The 16,020-nt window shown below is 67.1% G+C and carries 16 protein-coding genes and 1 tRNA gene; 10 read left to right on the top strand and 7 right to left on the bottom strand.

The features are described 5' to 3' along the window. Window positions 1–78 precede the first annotated feature (78 nt). From QZ670_RS14635 to QZ670_RS14660, 6 genes are all read left to right on the top strand, one after another. Window positions 79–351 carry a PadR family transcriptional regulator gene (locus QZ670_RS14635; RefSeq protein ID WP_294256666.1) on the top strand — a complete coding sequence of 91 codons (273 nt, stop codon included), beginning with the start codon at window positions 79–81 and terminating at the stop codon, window positions 349–351. Next, window positions 348–992, top strand: a complete 645-nt coding sequence (locus QZ670_RS14640; protein WP_294256667.1) for a hypothetical protein — start codon at window positions 348–350, stop codon at window positions 990–992. Before QZ670_RS14635 ends, QZ670_RS14640 begins: the two co-directional genes overlap by 4 nt. Window positions 993–1,137: 145 nt before the next feature. Beyond that, entirely contained in the window at window positions 1,138–1,653 is a 516-nt protein-coding gene (locus QZ670_RS14645; protein ID WP_294256668.1) for a hypothetical protein, read from the top strand. A gap of 95 nt (window positions 1,654–1,748) precedes the next feature. Continuing rightward, window positions 1,749–2,108, top strand: coding sequence for a UrcA family protein (locus QZ670_RS14650; RefSeq protein WP_294256669.1), 360 nt, complete (start codon window positions 1,749–1,751; stop codon window positions 2,106–2,108). Window positions 2,109–2,455: 347 nt separating this feature from the next. Further along, window positions 2,456–3,169, top strand: a complete 714-nt coding sequence (locus QZ670_RS14655) for a hypothetical protein (RefSeq protein WP_294256670.1) — start codon at window positions 2,456–2,458, stop codon at window positions 3,167–3,169. 186 nt (window positions 3,170–3,355) lie between these two features. Continuing rightward, entirely contained in the window at window positions 3,356–3,736 is a 381-nt protein-coding gene (locus QZ670_RS14660; protein ID WP_294256671.1) for a glyoxalase superfamily protein, read from the top strand. Window positions 3,737–3,787: 51 nt separating this feature from the next. Here QZ670_RS14660 and QZ670_RS14665 read toward each other — a convergent pair whose 3' ends face one another. The 3 genes from QZ670_RS14665 to QZ670_RS14675 all read right to left on the bottom strand — a co-directional run bounded on the left by QZ670_RS14665 (window position 3,788) and on the right by QZ670_RS14675 (window position 6,417). Next, on the bottom strand, window positions 3,788–4,852 hold the full coding sequence (locus QZ670_RS14665) for a M23 family metallopeptidase (protein WP_294256672.1): 1,065 nt from the start codon (window positions 4,850–4,852) through the stop codon (window positions 3,788–3,790). 150 nt (window positions 4,853–5,002) lie between these two features. After that, a complete protein-coding gene (locus QZ670_RS14670; protein WP_294256673.1) occupies window positions 5,003–6,172 on the bottom strand; it encodes a site-specific integrase in 1,170 nt (389 codons plus the stop codon). Between the two features lie 154 nt (window positions 6,173–6,326). Continuing rightward, window positions 6,327–6,417 (bottom strand) — tRNA-Ser (locus tag QZ670_RS14675). 78 nt (window positions 6,418–6,495) lie between these two features. On the opposite strand from QZ670_RS14675, the gene QZ670_RS14680 reads away from it, so the two are divergent. Next, a complete protein-coding gene (locus QZ670_RS14680) occupies window positions 6,496–7,383 on the top strand; it encodes a peptidylprolyl isomerase (protein ID WP_294256674.1) in 888 nt (295 codons plus the stop codon). Window positions 7,384–7,387: 4 nt separating this feature from the next. Here QZ670_RS14680 and QZ670_RS14685 read toward each other — a convergent pair whose 3' ends face one another. From QZ670_RS14685 to QZ670_RS14700, 4 genes are read right to left on the bottom strand one after another with little or no spacing between them, the layout of a single operon-like run. Next, on the bottom strand, window positions 7,388–7,981 hold the full coding sequence (locus QZ670_RS14685; RefSeq protein WP_294256675.1) for an ABC-type transport auxiliary lipoprotein family protein: 594 nt from the start codon (window positions 7,979–7,981) through the stop codon (window positions 7,388–7,390). 8 nt (window positions 7,982–7,989) lie between these two features. Beyond that, on the bottom strand, window positions 7,990–8,955 hold the full coding sequence (locus QZ670_RS14690; RefSeq protein WP_294256676.1) for an MlaD family protein: 966 nt from the start codon (window positions 8,953–8,955) through the stop codon (window positions 7,990–7,992). Further along, window positions 8,955–9,776, bottom strand: a complete 822-nt coding sequence (locus tag QZ670_RS14695) for an ABC transporter ATP-binding protein (RefSeq protein ID WP_294256677.1) — start codon at window positions 9,774–9,776, stop codon at window positions 8,955–8,957. The genes QZ670_RS14690 and QZ670_RS14695 overlap by 1 nt, the downstream gene beginning before the upstream one ends. Then, window positions 9,773–10,882 carry an ABC transporter permease gene (locus QZ670_RS14700; RefSeq protein WP_294256678.1) on the bottom strand — a complete coding sequence of 370 codons (1,110 nt, stop codon included), beginning with the start codon at window positions 10,880–10,882 and terminating at the stop codon, window positions 9,773–9,775. Before QZ670_RS14700 ends, QZ670_RS14695 begins: the two co-directional genes overlap by 4 nt. Window positions 10,883–10,943: 61 nt before the next feature. Between QZ670_RS14700 and QZ670_RS14705 the strand changes: the two genes are divergently transcribed. The 3 genes from QZ670_RS14705 to QZ670_RS14715 all read left to right on the top strand — a co-directional run bounded on the left by QZ670_RS14705 (window position 10,944) and on the right by QZ670_RS14715 (window position 16,017). Beyond that, complete coding sequence (locus tag QZ670_RS14705; RefSeq protein ID WP_294256679.1) at window positions 10,944–11,621, top strand: HAD-IB family hydrolase; 678 nt, start codon at window positions 10,944–10,946, stop codon at window positions 11,619–11,621. 92 nt (window positions 11,622–11,713) lie between these two features. Beyond that, entirely contained in the window at window positions 11,714–13,426 is a 1,713-nt protein-coding gene (locus QZ670_RS14710; protein ID WP_294256680.1) for a histidine kinase famiy protein, read from the top strand. Beyond that, on the top strand, window positions 13,423–16,017 hold the full coding sequence (locus tag QZ670_RS14715) for a PAS domain-containing protein (RefSeq protein WP_294256683.1): 2,595 nt from the start codon (window positions 13,423–13,425) through the stop codon (window positions 16,015–16,017). The genes QZ670_RS14710 and QZ670_RS14715 overlap by 4 nt, the downstream gene beginning before the upstream one ends. The last annotated feature ends 3 nt before the right edge of the window (window positions 16,018–16,020 follow it).

Raw genomic sequence — 16,020 nt, forward strand, 5'->3', positions numbered from 1 at the left:
AATATGGCGTGAGCTTGACTCTTAAATCTACATATGTTGGTATGATGCATGGTTCGGAATCGAAAGCCCTCGAAGCAGATGTGTCGCCTCCTGGACGCGCTCTCGGAGACGCAGGGCGAATGGCGGCACGGGTACGACCTGATGAAGGCCACCGGCCTGTTGTCCGGCACGCTGTATCCGCTGCTGATGCGGATGACAGAGCAGGGGCTCGTCGAGGCCGAGTGGCGCGAGCCCGCCCAGCCCGGACGACCCGCCCGCCACGCCTACCGCCTGACCTCGGCAGGTGCCGCGCTCGCGCGCGACCTCGCGGGCAGTGCGCCGGGCCAATCGTTCAAGGGAGCGCTGGCATGAAGGCATCGTTCGCACGCGCGCTGCTCCGCCTGGCCGCCGCTTGTTTGGGCGAGCGCAAGCGCGACTGGGCCATGGCGATGGAAGCGGAGCTGGACACGGCAATCGCCGAAGGTGCGCCGGTGCAGTTCGCGTTCGGGTGCCTTCTGGCAGCAGGGCGTGGACTGTTCGCCGCTGAGGAAGGACAGTTTGTCCTCACCAGCTATGCTGTGGCGATCGGGGTGCTGCTGCCGATGGCGGCGCTGCAGATCGGCTGCGCGCTGTTCGGGCTGCCCTATCTCTATCCCGGCCGGCACGGGCTGGGCGGCGCGCTGATCGACGGCGGCCTTCAGGAGAGCCTGCTGCGCGGTGTCTACCAAGCCGCGATCCCGTCCTTGGCGCTGCTGCAGCTGTTGATCGGGCTGGGGCATCTGCGGATCGCCTGGGTGGTGCTGGAGCGCGATTGGGCGGCAGCGCTCCGCTGGGGCAGCCTGAGCTTGGCTGCATCGGCGACACTGGTGACGTTCCTCAGCGTGTTGTTCATCGATGGCCGGCAGGCGCTGCTCCAGGGTGCGGTGCTCGCGATCGAGCTGGCGATCATCGCCAGCGTGGCGCGCTGGCACGCGCATTTCTCGCCCGGTCCGGCACCCACGCCGGTCCGCTAAGCGCGTCGCACCGCGACGGAATGCAAGACGATCTTCGGGTGCACCGCCCCGGAGCACGAGGCCGCATGGCCGCAAGCGGTGCCATGAAGCGACGCGTTCGTCGCTGCGGAGCCCCCGCCGCATCCTCGGGGCAAGGAGATGATGCATGCGAACCGCAGCCCTGCGTTCCATCCTGTGCTGTTCGGCGACAGCCTTGTTCCTGATGCCCGTCGGGGCGGCCGTTGCGGGACCGGAGGGCTCCCCCGTGAGCCGGTCCCCTTTCCTGGGAACCTGGGAACTGGACCTCAGCCGCATGCCCGGCAACTATGGTCCGCCGCCCCGCCGGGTACTCTACACCTTCGAGGATGTCGGCGCTGGTCAGTGGCGGACGACCGTCGACATCACCGCGCCGGACGGCAGCGTCCGGCACATGGCGGTGCGTTATGCGCGCGACGGATCGGCGTCGGCAGGCGATGGCGACCTATCGGAAGCGGACAGCGCCGCGATCAACCAGCCCGCATACAACGTGCTGGTCATGAGCCTTGCGAAGCACAAGATGCTCGGCTCGGTACGGGTCTATGCAATCTCATCGGACGGCAAGGAAATGACGGAATCTGCGGCGGCGGCGGACGCCGGTGGAGCGCCCTTCGTCAGAAACTTCCATTTCCGCCGCCTGAGGTGAGCCGGCCGCGTCGCCAACGAGGGCGATAAAGCTGCCCGGCGGAACCGTGGCCGCTTCTCTGCGGAGAGATCGACCCAACCTGACAGGAGAAGATCATGAAGTTGTTGGTGCTCCTCGGCGCCGCGCTGCTGCCGGCTTGCGCCAGCGGCACGTCGGCGCTGGCATTTCCACCTCGCATGACAGTCGCATATCGCGGTCTGCGGCTTGATACGGCGGCCGATCGCGCCAAGCTGGTACGCCGGGTCGACCGTGCGGCTGTCGCCTTCTGCAAGGCGTACGACCCGATGGATCCGGAAACGCGGTTCGATGCGCGGCTGGCAAGCCCACGGCACTGTCCCGGTGCTGCCGCTATCCTGCTGGCGCAGCATATGCCTGCGAACGTCCGACGGGCATATCGTGCAGGGCGTCGAGAACAAGGTGGAAGCCGAACGCCCGCGATGCGCAACGCGAATTAGGCAATCCCAGGGCTGACGCTGGTTGGAACCGGAAGCTGCCACGCCGATGCCGCCTCTCCGCTGGCGGAGGCTGATCGTGCCAGATCTGCCGCACGAGACGCGCTGAAGAACCTGCTGCATCAAACGAAATCGATTGCCCGCACAGGTGCGCTCCACTCGATTGGGGAGCAGCCCCCGAGGACCCACTCCGATTTCCGTTCTCGCCCGCCCCGGAAAATTTAAGGCTGGGACTCACAAAGACCCGATCACGCTGGCAGCGAGAGCTGGATACGCTTCAAGGAAGTTGGGGTTCTCGCCACCACGCGCTAGGGGTGCAGGCTGCATGATGTCACGAGGAAAGGGCCGCGATGTACGACGATCCGCTGAGCCGTCGGGCCGTGCTCGGGGCCGCCGCTATGACGGTGGCCTCCGCTGCGCCCGTGCCTGCGTTTGCCACGCGACGGGCCTCCGGGCGGACAGGGCTGGAGCATGGCACGATCCGCGCGATGGGCGTCGAGGCGGTGCAAACGGCCTATAAAGGCCGTGCCGCTCTGCGCGCCATCGCCTTGGAGGATGTCTCGGGTCCCGACAGATTGGTGATGCTGGACACGCCGGCTTTCGGCGACGGCGTCCTCGAAGCCTGGATCAGCGGCGCCTCCATGGCCACGGCAAGTGCCACGGCGCGAGGGTTCGTCGGGCTGGCCTTCCGTGTGCAGGACGGAGATAGGCTGGAAGCCATCTATCTGCGCCCGACCAACGGCAGGGCCGACGACCAGCTGCGCCGCAACCACGCCGTCCAGTACGTCTCGCATCCCGACTATCCATGGGAGCGACTGCGCGCCGAAACCCCTGGCAAGTACGAGACCTATGTCGATCTCGAGCCGGGTCGGTGGACGCAGGTGCGTATCGTCGTGGCAGGAACCCATGCCCGGCTCTATGTCGATGGCGCCCTACAGCCGACCCTGATCGTCGACGACCTCAAGCACGGTGCCAGCGCGAAGGGCGCCGTGGCACTCTGGGTCGGTCCGGGGACGGAAGCGCATTTCAGCGAGGTGAAGGTCCGCGGATTCGCGAGCAGTTGAACGGGATGCAGAGGCGTCGGTAGCCGCCGCATGTGGAAGCGCGCGATAGCAGACCGAGCTGCTCACTGACGTGCGGCCGCCGTGCCACGATTGACAGATCCTTCGATTGCCCGCAGGCGCATCGTTCGGACACCGCTCCTGAACCGGCAAGCGCACCGCCGCCGCTGCCTGACCTGGAAGAAAAGCATGTCGCCGTCCGCTGCAACGCACATCACCTTCGGCCGTACCGCGCCCGGAATTCGTGTACGGGACCTCACGGCCGCACATGATTTCTACGTGCGCGTACTTGGCTTCGAGAAGGTGTTCGAGAACGGAGATCCGGTCGGCTTCATGGTGCTGAAGAAGGATGATGCCGAGATCCATCTCAGCCGGAAGCCCGACCACAAACCCTCGACGGTCAACGTGATGCATATGTTCGTCAGCGATGCTGCGGCTCTGTACGCGCTGTGCGAAGAGGCTGGGGTCCGGATCATCAAGCGGTTGGCAGACAAGGAGTATGGCCAGCGCGCCTTCGTCTTCGCCGACCCTGATGGAAACCGGATCGATGTTGGGGAGCGCCTTGCCTGATCCCGCCAGGCGAGACTGCCGCGTGGCGGGAATTAGCTAAGACGTCCGCTGCTACATGCCGAAGTCGATGATCATGCCGTTCAGCGGCAACTGGCCGGTGCGAGGGCTACGCACGCCGGTCTTCGGGTCCATCACGCTGTAGTGATCGATGACATAGGGCAGGCCTTCGCCCTCCAAGGTCTCGCTCGCGTCGGTGACTTCCAGATGGACATGTGGCTCGCGAGCATCCCCTGATGCACCTATCGCGCCGATCACTTGTCCCTTTCGCACATGATCGCCCACCCGGACCCGGACGCTACCGGTCTTGAGATGAAAATAGTGGACATATTGTCCATCTCCCAGGTCGAGCACGATCAGATTGCCGCCCACATTGTCGATCGTAATCGGCTCGGCAGGGTGGAAGTCGGCGCCGTGCCCGGCGGGGTTATCGGGATGACCGTCCTCGACGCGCACCACCTTGGCGTCGCCCACCGCAAGCAGCGGCCGACCATAGGCATAGTAGGAGGTCGCGGCGTGCGCATCGCCGCTGTAGGATCGGCCGTTCCTAATCACCTTCCAGTCGATCGCGAGGCGTCGCGAGTCGGTCAGCGATCCGTTGCTGATGAAAAGGCCGCGACGATGATGGTTGTCAGGATCGCTGCCCGGTCCGTCCGCTGCGATCCAATCGCTCCCCGTGACCGGCCGCCCGAGCATCTTCACGGCACGACGCACAGGTATCGCCGCCATGACGATGGTGCCGTCGCCGATCGAGACGCGGTGAACGAGATGCCGGGGAATCGCATGCCCTGCTGGGATCTTGAGCTCGACGAAGACGATCTGCGTTCCCCCTGCGGGAATCGGCACCATTGCCGCGCGGTCTTCCTGACCAACCGTGCGCACAAGAGCCGCCAGAGCCTCCGACGAAAAGCTGGCAAGCGGCGCTGCCGCCGGGGCGTCGCCATCGATCACGTCGAGACCTTGCAATTGGATCGGCGATCCCGAGAAATTCGTCAGGTGCACCTCGTAAAATAGGTGCTGCGCGCCCTCGGACGGAAAAGCGCTGGGAGCGTATGGTACCATCGCGCTGACTTGGATGGGCCATGGAGCAGCGCCTTCCGAAACGGATCGCTGCGACATTGCCGATGGGCCGCCAATCGTCGTGGTGGCGGTTAGGCAAGCGAGCCAAAACCCGATTGAAGAGTGCAAGCAAGACCTCCCCCGTGTGTTATCCACATAACACACGGGGGAGGTTCGAAGTCAACTTCTTCCAGATTCGCCCACTTCCAACTAATCGCTGATCGTTCGAACGGGCGCCTTGGTACAGAAGGCACTCCAATCGCGCATGAGGAGCCGTCGCTTATCGAGGAAGTCGGTTCGACGGTACGCTGCCTCGACCTTGTTCGAGACCGTGTGGGCGAGCGCCGCCTCTGCAATCTCGCCGGAATAGTCGGTTTGCTCCGCAACCCAGTCGCGAAATGCCGAACGGAACCCGTGCACGGTCACCGCGAGCTCCATATCCCGTAGGATCTTGAGGAGGGTCATGTCCGAGAGCGGCTTCTTCACGTTCTGACCAGGGAACACCAAGTCGCTAGCGCCAGCCTTGAACTTCTTGGCGCGCTCGAACACGGCCACCGCTTGTGGTGCGAGAGGCACGACGTGCACTCTCCCCATTTTCATCCGTTCGGCCGGGATAGTCCACAACGCTGCTTCCAGGTCGAGTTCTGACCAGGTCGCACCCCGAATTTCGCCTGATCGCGCGGCTGTCAGGATCAGCGCTTCCAACGCTACGCGCCCCACCGATTCACGCGCGGCCAGCTTCTCCATGAAATCCGGGACCGAAGCATAAGGCAGAGCCGCGAAATGGTTGTCCTTCTTGGGCTGGCGAGGCAGCCCCTTGGACAACGAGCGCATAGGCGCTTCCGTTGCGCGGAACCCACGCGCATACGACCAGTCGAGGACCGTGCCGATGCGTTGCCGGACGCGGCGCGCAGTCTCCGGCTTCGACAGCCAGATCGGTGCCAGCACATCGCGGATTAGCGGCCCCTCGATCTCGCTGACCAAGCGGTCGCCCATCTTCGGGAAGGCGTAGGTCTTCAGCGTCGTGATCCATTGGTTCTGATGCTTGCCGTTCTTCCAAGCCTTTTCGTGTTCCTCGTGGACCATTTCGGCGGCCTTGCGGAACGTTGGGATGACCTGCCGTTCCTGCTTGCGTTCAGCGACAGGGTCGATGCCCTGCGCGATCTTCTGGCGGGTAGCAAAGGCAGCTTCCCGAGCCTCTTTGAGAGAAACGGCTTTTGAGGAGCCCAGCCCGATATCCTGGCGCTTCCCATTATTCTGGACCCGGAGGATCCAGCTGGCCGCTCCCTTGCCGTTGATTTCGAGGAACAGGCCATCCCCATCGGAATAGCGACCGGGTTCGGTAAGCGACCGGATCTTGAGCGCAGTGAGCTTTCCCATGCCACCTCCACCTCATTCTTCCCCACACTTTTCCCCACACTTCGCGTGAGATCGTGTCGGATTGAGTGAAACGCAGCGGAACGAAAAAACCGCTGATTTCTGCGGCTTTTTAGCAGTTTTTAGGAGGTTTGGGGAGCCCCAAAAAGGGCGCAGGTGGCGGAGCGGGAGGGATTCGAACCCTCGATACGGTTTTGCCGTATACTCACTTTCCAGGCGAGCGCCTTCGACCACTCGGCCACCGCTCCGCAGGATACCTGGAAGGCGCGGCCCTACCGTTCCTTGGGCGGCTAGGCAAGCGTCCGTTGGCGTGCCAAGCTCACCCCATGGCAAAAACCCTGCTCGTCCTCGCCGCGGCCCTCGCCGCCGCGCCGCTCGCCGCCCAGACTGCCCCGCAGACCGCCGCGCCGCCGCGCCCTGCCCCCTCGGCGGCCGAGCCGGCGCCCGAGGACTGGCGCGACATTCCCGATGACGAGATCCTGCTGATCCAGCTCCAGAGCGGCAAGCAGGTCGCGATCCGCCTCGCCGCGCGGTTCGCGCCCGCGCACATCGCCAACATCCGCAAGCTCGCCGCGGCGCGCTGGTGGGATGGGGAAAGCGTCTACCGGGTCCAGGAAAACTGGGTCGCGCAATGGGGCGACCCGACCGAGAAGAAGCCGCTGCCCCCCGAGCTTCTCACCCGGCCGCCGGCCGAGTTCGAGATTCCCGCCTTCACCCCTGCCCAGCGCCTCTCCAAGCCTGACTCCTACGCGACCGCCACCGGCGTCACCGCCGATGGCTGGCCGATCGCCAGCGACGGCAAGGCGGCATGGCTCACCCATTGCTACGGGATGGTGGGCGTGGCGCGCGATGCGCTGCCCGATACCGGCAGCGGATCGGAGCTGTTCACCCCGATCGGCCAGTCCGCGCGGCGGCTCGATCGCAACTATACGGTGGTCGGGCGGATCATCGAGGGGATGCAGTATCTCTCGGCGCTGCCGCGCAGCGACGCGGCGATGGGCGTCTATGCGACCGCAGCCGAGCGGACCGGCATCGCCTGGGTGCGGCTCGCCAGCCAGCTGCCGCCCGACGAGCGGCCGCACTTCCAGGTCCGCGCGACCGACAATCCGCGCTATGGCGCGATGCTGGCGCTGCGCGAGAACCCCGCCCCGCCGACCGTGGCGACGGGGCTCAACGTCTGCGACCTGCCGGCAGCAATCCGCCGCCGGCCCTGATCGCTTACTTGCCGACCCAGTCGGCGACTTCGGCGGCGACCTGGTTGGCGGCCTGGTTGAGTGCCGGGCCGATCGCGGCCGTGGTCACCGCGGTGATCGGCACGTGCGCCTCGAAGCGGCGGCGCTCGAAGCTCTGGGTGCCCTCGCGGCCGAGCGAGGCGTCGAACACCACCACGGCTTCCATCTTGGTCGCATCGACGCCGAAGCTGCGCACGTCGCCGCCCAGGCTGGCGCTGGGGGTGCTCAGCGACTGGCGGCGGCTCAGCACGATGCGGCCGGTGCGCGCGGCGATGGTGTCTGCGAGCAGCCGGCCGAACAGGCTGGCGGGCCCTTCGACCCATTGCGCATCCTTCACATAGGCGATCGTCGTGCCGCCCGGGCCCGAATGGACCGGCACGCGGGTGGTCGCCAGTTCCTGCGGCGCGTTGACCGGGCCGATCGTCACGGCCTTGACCGTGCCCGACTGCTGGACCTCGCCCGCCGGCAGCACCGCCGCCGGCTGCAGCGTCAGCAGCGAGGCGGGCGGCTTGGCCGCGAACGAGATGCAGCCGGAAAGCGACGCGGCGGCGAGCAGCGCGGCGATGGCGGACTTGTTCATCCGGAACCTCACTTCTTCGGCTTGTAGGTGGGCAGCGCAGGCGCGCCGATCAGGCTGGAGGCTCCGCCCTGATCGAGCTTGTGCGCGACATTGGTGAGCGCGATCGACATTTCGCGCAGATCCTGCACGAGCTGGCCGACCTCGGGCATGGTCTTGTTCGAGAAGGCCTGGATCCCCGGCCGGGCATCGCCGATCGTCGCGTCCAGCGTCTCGACGCTCTTGCGCGCCGAGGTGATCGTCGCGTTCAGGTTGGCGATGGTCGGCTTGATGTCGCTGTTGACCAGGCCGTTGGTCGTGCCGGCCAGTTCGCCGATCTGCTGCGCGGCGGCGCCGGCCTGCTGGATCGCGATGCGGGTTTCGGCCAGCGTCGCGGCGATTTCGGGCCCGCGATCGGCCAGCGACTTGGTCAGCCGGTTGGTGTTGGCGAGGATGCCAGAGATCGAGGCCTGGTTCTTCTCGTCGAGCAGGTCGGACACGCGCTCGGTGAGCGTGGTCAGCCGCTCGAGCAGCTTCGGCGCCGAGCTGAGCAGCGCGCCGAGTCCGCCGGCCTTGGTCGGGATCACCGGCACGCCCAGGGGGCAGGCGGCGCGGGGATTGTCCTTGGGGCATTCGATCGGCGGCTGGCCCTTCACCGCACCGTCCAGCTGCACGGTGCTGGGGCCGGTGAAGCTGCCCTGGATCGTCGCGTTGGTGCCTTCGAGGATCGGCACGTCGGGCTGCACGCTGATGCGCACGCGCACCAGGCTGGGGTCCGGACGCCAGAACTGGATGTCCTTCACCGTGCCGGCGGGGACGCCCGAGAAGCTGACCGAGGAGCCGCGGCTGAGACCGTCGACCGACTGCTTGAAGAAGATGTCGTACTGGCGCTCGTCGCCACCACCCAGCCGCGACAGCCAGACGATGAACAGCGCAAGCACTGCCAGCAGGATCAGCACCACCGCGCCGACCAGCACATGATTGGAACGCGTTTCCATCAGCCCCTCTTATCCTCATGCACCGGCCGGTTCGGGCCCGCGACCGCGGCGCGCCCGCGCGGTCCGTTGAAATATTCCTGGATCCACGGATGGTCCAACGCCAGCAGCTCGGGGATGGTCCCCACCGCGATCACCCGCTTGTCCGCCAGCACCGCGACACGGTCGCAGATCGCGTAGAGCGTATCCAGATCATGGGTGATCAGGAACACGGTGAGCCCCAGCGTCTTCGACAGCGATGCGGTCAGCTCGTCGAACGCCGCCGCGCCGATCGGGTCGAGCCCGGCGGTCGGCTCGTCGAGGAACAGCAGTTCGGGATCGAGCGCCAGCGCGCGCGCCAGGCCGGCGCGCTTCTTCATGCCGCCGGACAACTCGGCCGGATATTTGGGGCCGGCCTCGGGCGGCAGGCCGGTCATCACCACCTTGTAGGCGGCGATTTCCTCGAGCAGCGCCTGGTCGATGCCCGGATAGAATTCCTTGAGCGGCACCTGGACGTTTTCGGACACGGTGAGCGTCGAGAACAGCGCACCGCCCTGGAACAGAATGCCCCAGCGCTTGCGGATGTTGACCGCTTCGGTTTCCTCGCGGCCGATCGTGTTCTCGCCGAACACCTCCACCGATCCGTCGAGCGGGGTCTGCAGCCCGATGATCGAACGCATCAGCACCGACTTACCGGTGCCCGAGCCGCCGACCACGCCCAGGATTTCGCCCCGACGCACGTCGAGGTCGAGATTGTCATGGACGATCTGCTCGCCGAAGCCGTTGCGCAGGCCGCGGACGCGGATGAGGATTTCGCGGTCGTCGCCGCGTGCAGCGTCGGTCATGTCCAGCCCACATTGGTGAAGAACACCGCGAAAAAGGCGTCGAGCACGATCACCAGGAATATCGCCTGCACCACCGCCGTGGTGGTGCGCTGGCCGACCTGCTCGGCATCGCCTTCCACCTGCATGCCGTGGAAGCAACCGGCCATGGCGATGATCGCGCCGAACACGGGCGCCTTGACCAGCCCGACCCATAGATCGGTGAGCGGCACCACTTCGCGGATGCGCTGGATGAAGGTGACCGGCGTGATGCCGAGATCCACCCAGCAGAGCAGGCCGCCGCCGAGAATCGAGATGATCGAGGAATAGAAACCGAGCAGCGGCAGCATGAACACCACCGCGAAGACGCGCGGCAGCACCAGCGCCTCCATCGGCGAGACGCCGATGGTGCGCATCGCGTCGATCTCTTCGGTCAGCTTCATCGTGCCGAGCTGCGCGGCAAAGGCCGATCCCGAACGGCCCGCGATCATGATCGCGGTCATCAGGATGCCGAGCTCGCGCAGCGTCAGCCGCCCGAGCAGGTTGATCGTGTAGATCTCCGCGCCGAACTGGCGGAGCTGCACCGATCCCTGCTGGGCGATGACGATGCCGATCAGGAAGCTCATCAGCGCGATGATGCCGAGTGCGCCGACGCCGACAACCTCGAAGCGCTGCACCGTCGCGTTGAAACGGAAACGGCGCGGATGGGTGATGACGTGCCACAGCGCGAGCACCGTCGCCCCCATGAAGCCGAGCAGGCCGTAGAGCGTCTTGCCCGAATTGATCACGGCGCCGCCGATCTCGTCGAGCGCGCGGGTGATGGAGCCGGGCGGCGGCGGCGGCAGCTGGATCGGATGCTCGGCGGCGATCACCTGCTCCAGCAGATGCTGCTCGTCCGCGCCGAGGCCCTCGATCGTCGCGCCGCGATCGCGGGCGAAGCGGTGGACCACCCAGGCGCCGACCGTGTCCATCCGGCCGACCTCGCGGAGGTCGAGCCGGGCGACGTCGCCCTCCACCGTTTCCAGCCGCGCGGGCAGGTCGCCCAGGCAGGCAAGCGAAAGATTGCCGGAGAAGCGGAGCACCGCCTCGCCGTTGTCGTCGGACCGTTCAAAGTCGGCGGGTGCCCTCATCGAAACCCCCTTTCCGCGATTCTGGCTGGAACGGCAAGTTCCTCCGTGGCTAGAGAGCGCAATGCAACGCCTCGCCATCTACGACATGGACAAGACCATCACCGCGAAACCCACCTGGACGCGGTTCCTGCTGCACGTCGCGCGCACCCGTGCGCCGTGGCGGCTGGGGCTGTTCCCGGTGGTGGGGCTGGGCGGCCTCGCCTATCTGGCGCGCCGGATCGATCGCGCGGGGCTGAAGCGCCTGTCGCAGCGGCTGCTGCTCGGCCGCGCGCTGCCCCCCGCCGAGATGACCGCGGTGGCCGAGGCCTTCGCCGACCTCGAGCTGCAAAAGGGCGTGCTGCAGGGCGCCCGCGCGCAGATCGAAGCCGATCGCGCCGCCGGCTACCGGCTGGTGATGGCGACCGCCTCGCACCGCTACTACGCCGAGGCGATCGGCAAAAGGCTGGGCTTCGACGACGTGATCGCCACCAATGCGAAGCGGGACGGGCAAGGGCATATTCTCTCCGAACTCGAGGGCGAGAACTGTTACGGGCCCGTAAAGCTCCACATGATCGAAAATTGGTTGGCGGCAGAGGGTCTGCTGCGCGCTAACTGTTACGTCCGCGCCTATTCGGACCATGTCTCCGACGCGCCGCTGCTCGGCTGGGCGGACGAGGCGTTCGCGGTCAACGCCCACGGCCCCTTGGCGAAGCTTGCGGCAGCACGCGGTTGGGCACGATTGGACTGGCGTCGCGCTTGAGATTTTCCTAGTGCTTCCAAAAGGTTCGCAACCGAAACGGCGTTTCGCGCATTTGTCTGGCGGGTTGCTGTGATCACGAGGAAGCTAGACGCGTGCAGAACGACGACGAGCACAAGCCGAGCGCGACCGGAGAGCCCGCCGGCGATCTGAGGGATTCGACCTCCTACAGCCCGACGGGCAACCATCCGACGCATCATTGGAAGCGCGCGATCATCGGCGCGCCGGGACTTGGCGATCGCAGCACGGTGTTCTTCGCCGCGCTGCAGATGACGCGGATGCCGATGATCCTCACCGATCCGCGGCAGGACGACAATCCGATCGTCTTCGCCAACAAGGCGTTTCTCGACCTGACCGGCTATGAGGAAAGCGAGATCCTCGGCCGCAACTGCCGCTTCCTTCAGGGCGCCGAGACCGATCGGGATTCGGTGGCCGAGCTGCGCGAAGCGATCGCGCGCAAGGAAGCGATCGCACTGGAGCTGATCAACTATCGCCGCGACGGCAGCTCCTTCTGGAACGCGGTGTTCATCGCGCCGGTGCTCGGGCAGGACGGCGAGCTGCTCTATTTCTTCGCCAGCCAGCTCGATGTGACGCGGCGACGCGAGTCCGAACAGGCCTTCCGCCAGGCGCAGAAGATGGAGGCGATCGGCCAGCTCACCGCCGGTCTGGCGCACGACTTCAACAACCTTCTCCAGGTCGTCTCGGGCAATGTCGACATCGTTGCGAGCCAGGTCGAGGACGAGCGGCACCAGCGGCTGCTGAACAACGCCGCGCGCGCCGCCGATCGCGGATCGAAGCTCACCCGCCAGCTGCTCGCCTTCGCGCGCAAGACCCGGCTCGAGCCCAAGACCGTCGACATGAACGAGCTGATCCACGAGTTCGGCGATCTGCTCGACAATACCGTCGGCGCGCAGATCCGGCTGGTCACCGCGCTCGAGCGGCGGCTGCCGGCGGTGCAGATTGATCCCACCCATCTCGAAATGGCGATCCTCAACGTGCTGCTCAACGCACGCGACGCCATGCCCAAGGGCGGCACCGTTACCATCGCGACCCGGCTGTGGAAGCTCAACGGCGACGCGCCGATGCACCAGCTGCCCGAGGGGGACTATGTCGTCCTCACCATCCGCGACGAAGGCGACGGCATGCCCGACCATGTCCGCCGCCGCGCGACCGAGCCCTTCTTCACCACCAAGGGCGCCGAGCGGGGCACCGGGCTGGGGCTTGCGATGGTCCATGGTTTCGTCCAGCAATCGCTGGGGCGGCTGGAGATCGACAGCGCGCCGGGGGAAGGAACCGAGATCCGCATGCTGTTTCCGGTTACCAGTGCGATGGCCGGCGCGACCCCACCGCCCGCGCCTGCGCCGAAGCGCGCCAGCGGCCAGGGTGCCACCGGCGGCAGCGAAACCATCCTGCTGGTCGAGGACAGCGACGATGTGCGCGCGCTGGCGCAGGAGCAGATCGCGGCCCTGGGCTACCGCGTGGTGCTCGCATCGAGCGGCGAGGAGGCGCTGGAGCGGCTCAAGACCGAGACGATCGACCTGCTGTTCACCGACATCGTCATGCCCGGCGGCATGAGCGGGCTCGAACTGGTCGAGCAGTTCCGCGAAACCCACCCGGACACGCCGGTGCTGATGACCACCGGCTATAACGAGGATCTCGTCGCCGATATTCCGCGCGGCTCGAACCTCGACGTGATCGGCAAGCCCTATCGGCGCGAGCAGCTGGCCGATCGCATCCGCGCCGCGCTCGACCGGCGCACCACGGGTCCCCGCCGCGACGTCAATCCGATCGTGCCCGCCGAGGGATGAACCCGCCGGCGGGCCTCGACGCCCCCGGCGCGACGCCGCTCGATCGGCTGATCGCGGCGCGTGACTGGTCGGGGTCGCCGCTCGGTCCGCCCGAATGCTGGCCCCGCAGCCTGCGCGACGCGCTGGCGCTGATGCTGCCGTCGCACGCCCAAGTCGCGATCTTCTGGGGCCCCCAGTACATCGCGCTCTACAACCCCGCCTATGCCCAGACGATCGGCAACAAGCACCCGGAGGCGCTCGGCAACCCGGCGCAGCCCCATTGGGCCGAGACCTGGGACGAGCTGGGACCGATGCTCGACCATGTCCGCACGACCGGCAAGACACTGTCGGCACGCGACCGGCGCTTCTACACCGAGCGCTACGGCTTCGGCGAAATCGTCTATTTCGATATCTCGGTCTCCCCCGTGCGGGACGAAGACGGCGTGGTCGGCGGCGTGATGTCGGTCGTCTCCGAAACGACCGAGCGGGTGAAGGGCGATCGCCGGCTGCGCGAGAGCGAGGCGGCGCTGCGCGCCAGCGAGGCGCTCGCCCGCGAGCAGGCCGACGAACTGGCGGTGATGTACGACAACTCGCCGGTCGGGCTGGCGGTGCTCGATACCGACCTGCGTTACCTGCGGATCAACCGCCAGCTCGCCGAATGGAACGGCCTGTCGGTGGCCGCGCATATCGGCCGGCATGTCAGCGAGATCGTCCCCGAGCTTAGCGACCAGGTGGTGGAGACGCTGTACCGGGTGCTGGGCGGCGAGCCGCAGCTCGGGATCGAGATCAGCGGGCCGACCCGCGGGCGGCCCGACGGAAACTCCAGCTGGCGCCAGAACTGGGTGCCGATCTACGACTGGGACGGCAAGGTCCACCAGATCGCCATCTCGTGCGAGGACGTGACCGAGGAACGCCGCGCCCAGGCGGCGCTGGAAACGCTCAACCGGGTCGGCGCCGCGCTCTCGGCGGAGCATGACCTCGAACGGCTGGTGCAGATGCTCACCGATGCGGGGGTAGAACTGACCGGCGCCACGGTCGGCGCCTTCTTCCACAATGTGATGGACGAGAGCGGCGAGCGGCTCCACCTGTTCACCCTGTCGGGCGAGGATCGCAGCCGTTTCGAGAAGATGGGCCGTCCCCGCGCGACCGGCATTCTCGGCCCCATCTTCCGCAATGTCGTGATCCGTTCGGACGACGTGACCCGCGAGCCCGAGTACGGCCAGAACGCACCCCATCGCGGCATGCCGGCAGGCCATCCGGTAATCACCAGCTATTTGGGCGTGCCCGTGGTCTCGCGTGATCGCTCGGTGCTGGGCGGCTTGCTGTTCGGCCATCCCCAGCCCGGCCGGTTCACCGCACGGCACGAGGAACTGGCGCGCAGCCTCGCCGCGCAGGCCGCGGTGGCGATCGACAATGCCGGGCTGCTCGCCGATGTTCGCGCCGCCAACGAGACGCTCGAACGCCGCGTCGAGGAACGCACCGCCGCGCTCCACGAGACCGAGGCGGCGCTGCGCCAGAGCCAGAAGATGGAAGCGATGGGCCAGCTGACCGGCGGCGTCGCGCACGACTTCAACAACCTGCTGACCCCGATCATCGGCAGCCTCGACCTGATCCTGCGCAAGCGCGGCGACGATCCGGTGCTCCACCGCTTGCTCGACGGCGCGATGCGCTCGGCCGAGCGGGCGAGCACATTGGTCCAGCGTCTGCTCGCCTTCGCCCGGCGCCAGCCGCTCCAGCCCGCGCCGGTGGACATGGCGGCGCTGGTCGAGGGCATGGTGCCGCTGCTCGCCAGTACGCTCGGCCCCAAGATCGCGCTGTCGGTGACCAGGCCCGAGACGCTGCCGCCCGCCCATGCCGATGCCAACCAGCTCGAAATGGCGCTGCTCAACCTGGCGGTGAATGCGCGCGACGCGATGCCGGAAGGCGGCGCGCTGGAGGTGCGGCTCGGGTTGGGTGATGCGGGCGATGCGCCGACGCCGCTCGCCGCGGGTCACTATGTGCGGCTGGCGGTGCGCGATACCGGATCGGGAATGGACGCCGCCACGCTTGCCCGCGCGATCGAGCCCTTCTTCTCGACCAAGGGGGTCGGGCGCGGCACCGGGCTCGGCCTGTCGATGGTGCACGGCCTGGCGAGCCAGCTGGGCGGCACCATGGGCCTGTCGAGCCGCCCGGGTAAAGGCACCGAGGTGGAGCTGTGGCTGCCGGTCAGCGCCGAGGCGCCTGCCATGACCGACGCGCCGCAGCGCCACGAGCCGCATGACGGCGCCGGCACGGTGCTGCTGGTCGACGACGAGGATATCGTCCGCGGCACGGCGGCGGAGATGCTGCAGGCCCTGGGCTATCAGGTGCAGCTGGCGGATTCGGCCGAGGCGGCGCTGGGGATGCTCGACAGGGGGCTAGTGCCCGATCTGCTCGTCACCGATCACCTGATGCCGGGGATGACCGGCACCGAGCTGGCGCGCACCGTACAGGCGCGGCTCGGCACGCTGCCGACGCTGATCGTCTCGGGCTATGCCGATGTCGAAGGGCTGGGGCGCGACTTCGCGCATCTCCCCAAGCCCTTCCGCCAGGCCGACCTCGCCCGCGCGCTGACCCTGCTCGGCGTGCGCTGACGG

Source organism: uncultured Sphingomonas sp. (genome assembly GCF_913774285.1).
Lineage (GTDB): Bacteria > Pseudomonadota > Alphaproteobacteria > Sphingomonadales > Sphingomonadaceae > Sphingomonas.

Excerpts from the sequence above, each read along its gene's own strand:
- QZ670_RS14685 (WP_294256675.1), bottom strand. The coding sequence starts at position 7,981 with ATGAACAAGTCCGCCATCGCCGCGCTGCTCGCCGCCGCGTCGCTTTCC.
- QZ670_RS14655 (WP_294256670.1), top strand. The coding sequence starts at position 2,456 with ATGTACGACGATCCGCTGAGCCGTCGGGCCGTGCTCGGGGCCGCCGCT.
- QZ670_RS14695 (WP_294256677.1), bottom strand. The coding sequence starts at position 9,776 with ATGACCGACGCTGCACGCGGCGACGACCGCGAAATCCTCATCCGCGTC.
- QZ670_RS14680 (WP_294256674.1), top strand. The coding sequence starts at position 6,496 with ATGGCAAAAACCCTGCTCGTCCTCGCCGCGGCCCTCGCCGCCGCGCCG.
- QZ670_RS14635 (WP_294256666.1), top strand. The coding sequence starts at position 79 with ATGTGTCGCCTCCTGGACGCGCTCTCGGAGACGCAGGGCGAATGGCGG.
- QZ670_RS14690 (WP_294256676.1), bottom strand. The coding sequence starts at position 8,955 with ATGGAAACGCGTTCCAATCATGTGCTGGTCGGCGCGGTGGTGCTGATC.
- QZ670_RS14640 (WP_294256667.1), top strand. The coding sequence starts at position 348 with ATGAAGGCATCGTTCGCACGCGCGCTGCTCCGCCTGGCCGCCGCTTGT.
- QZ670_RS14665 (WP_294256672.1), bottom strand. The coding sequence starts at position 4,852 with ATGTCGCAGCGATCCGTTTCGGAAGGCGCTGCTCCATGGCCCATCCAA.
- QZ670_RS14705 (WP_294256679.1), top strand. The coding sequence starts at position 10,944 with ATGCAACGCCTCGCCATCTACGACATGGACAAGACCATCACCGCGAAA.
- QZ670_RS14660 (WP_294256671.1), top strand. The coding sequence starts at position 3,356 with ATGTCGCCGTCCGCTGCAACGCACATCACCTTCGGCCGTACCGCGCCC.
- QZ670_RS14700 (WP_294256678.1), bottom strand. The coding sequence starts at position 10,882 with ATGAGGGCACCCGCCGACTTTGAACGGTCCGACGACAACGGCGAGGCG.
- QZ670_RS14645 (WP_294256668.1), top strand. The coding sequence starts at position 1,138 with ATGCGAACCGCAGCCCTGCGTTCCATCCTGTGCTGTTCGGCGACAGCC.
- QZ670_RS14670 (WP_294256673.1), bottom strand. The coding sequence starts at position 6,172 with ATGGGAAAGCTCACTGCGCTCAAGATCCGGTCGCTTACCGAACCCGGT.
- QZ670_RS14715 (WP_294256683.1), top strand. The coding sequence starts at position 13,423 with ATGAACCCGCCGGCGGGCCTCGACGCCCCCGGCGCGACGCCGCTCGAT.
- QZ670_RS14650 (WP_294256669.1), top strand. The coding sequence starts at position 1,749 with ATGAAGTTGTTGGTGCTCCTCGGCGCCGCGCTGCTGCCGGCTTGCGCC.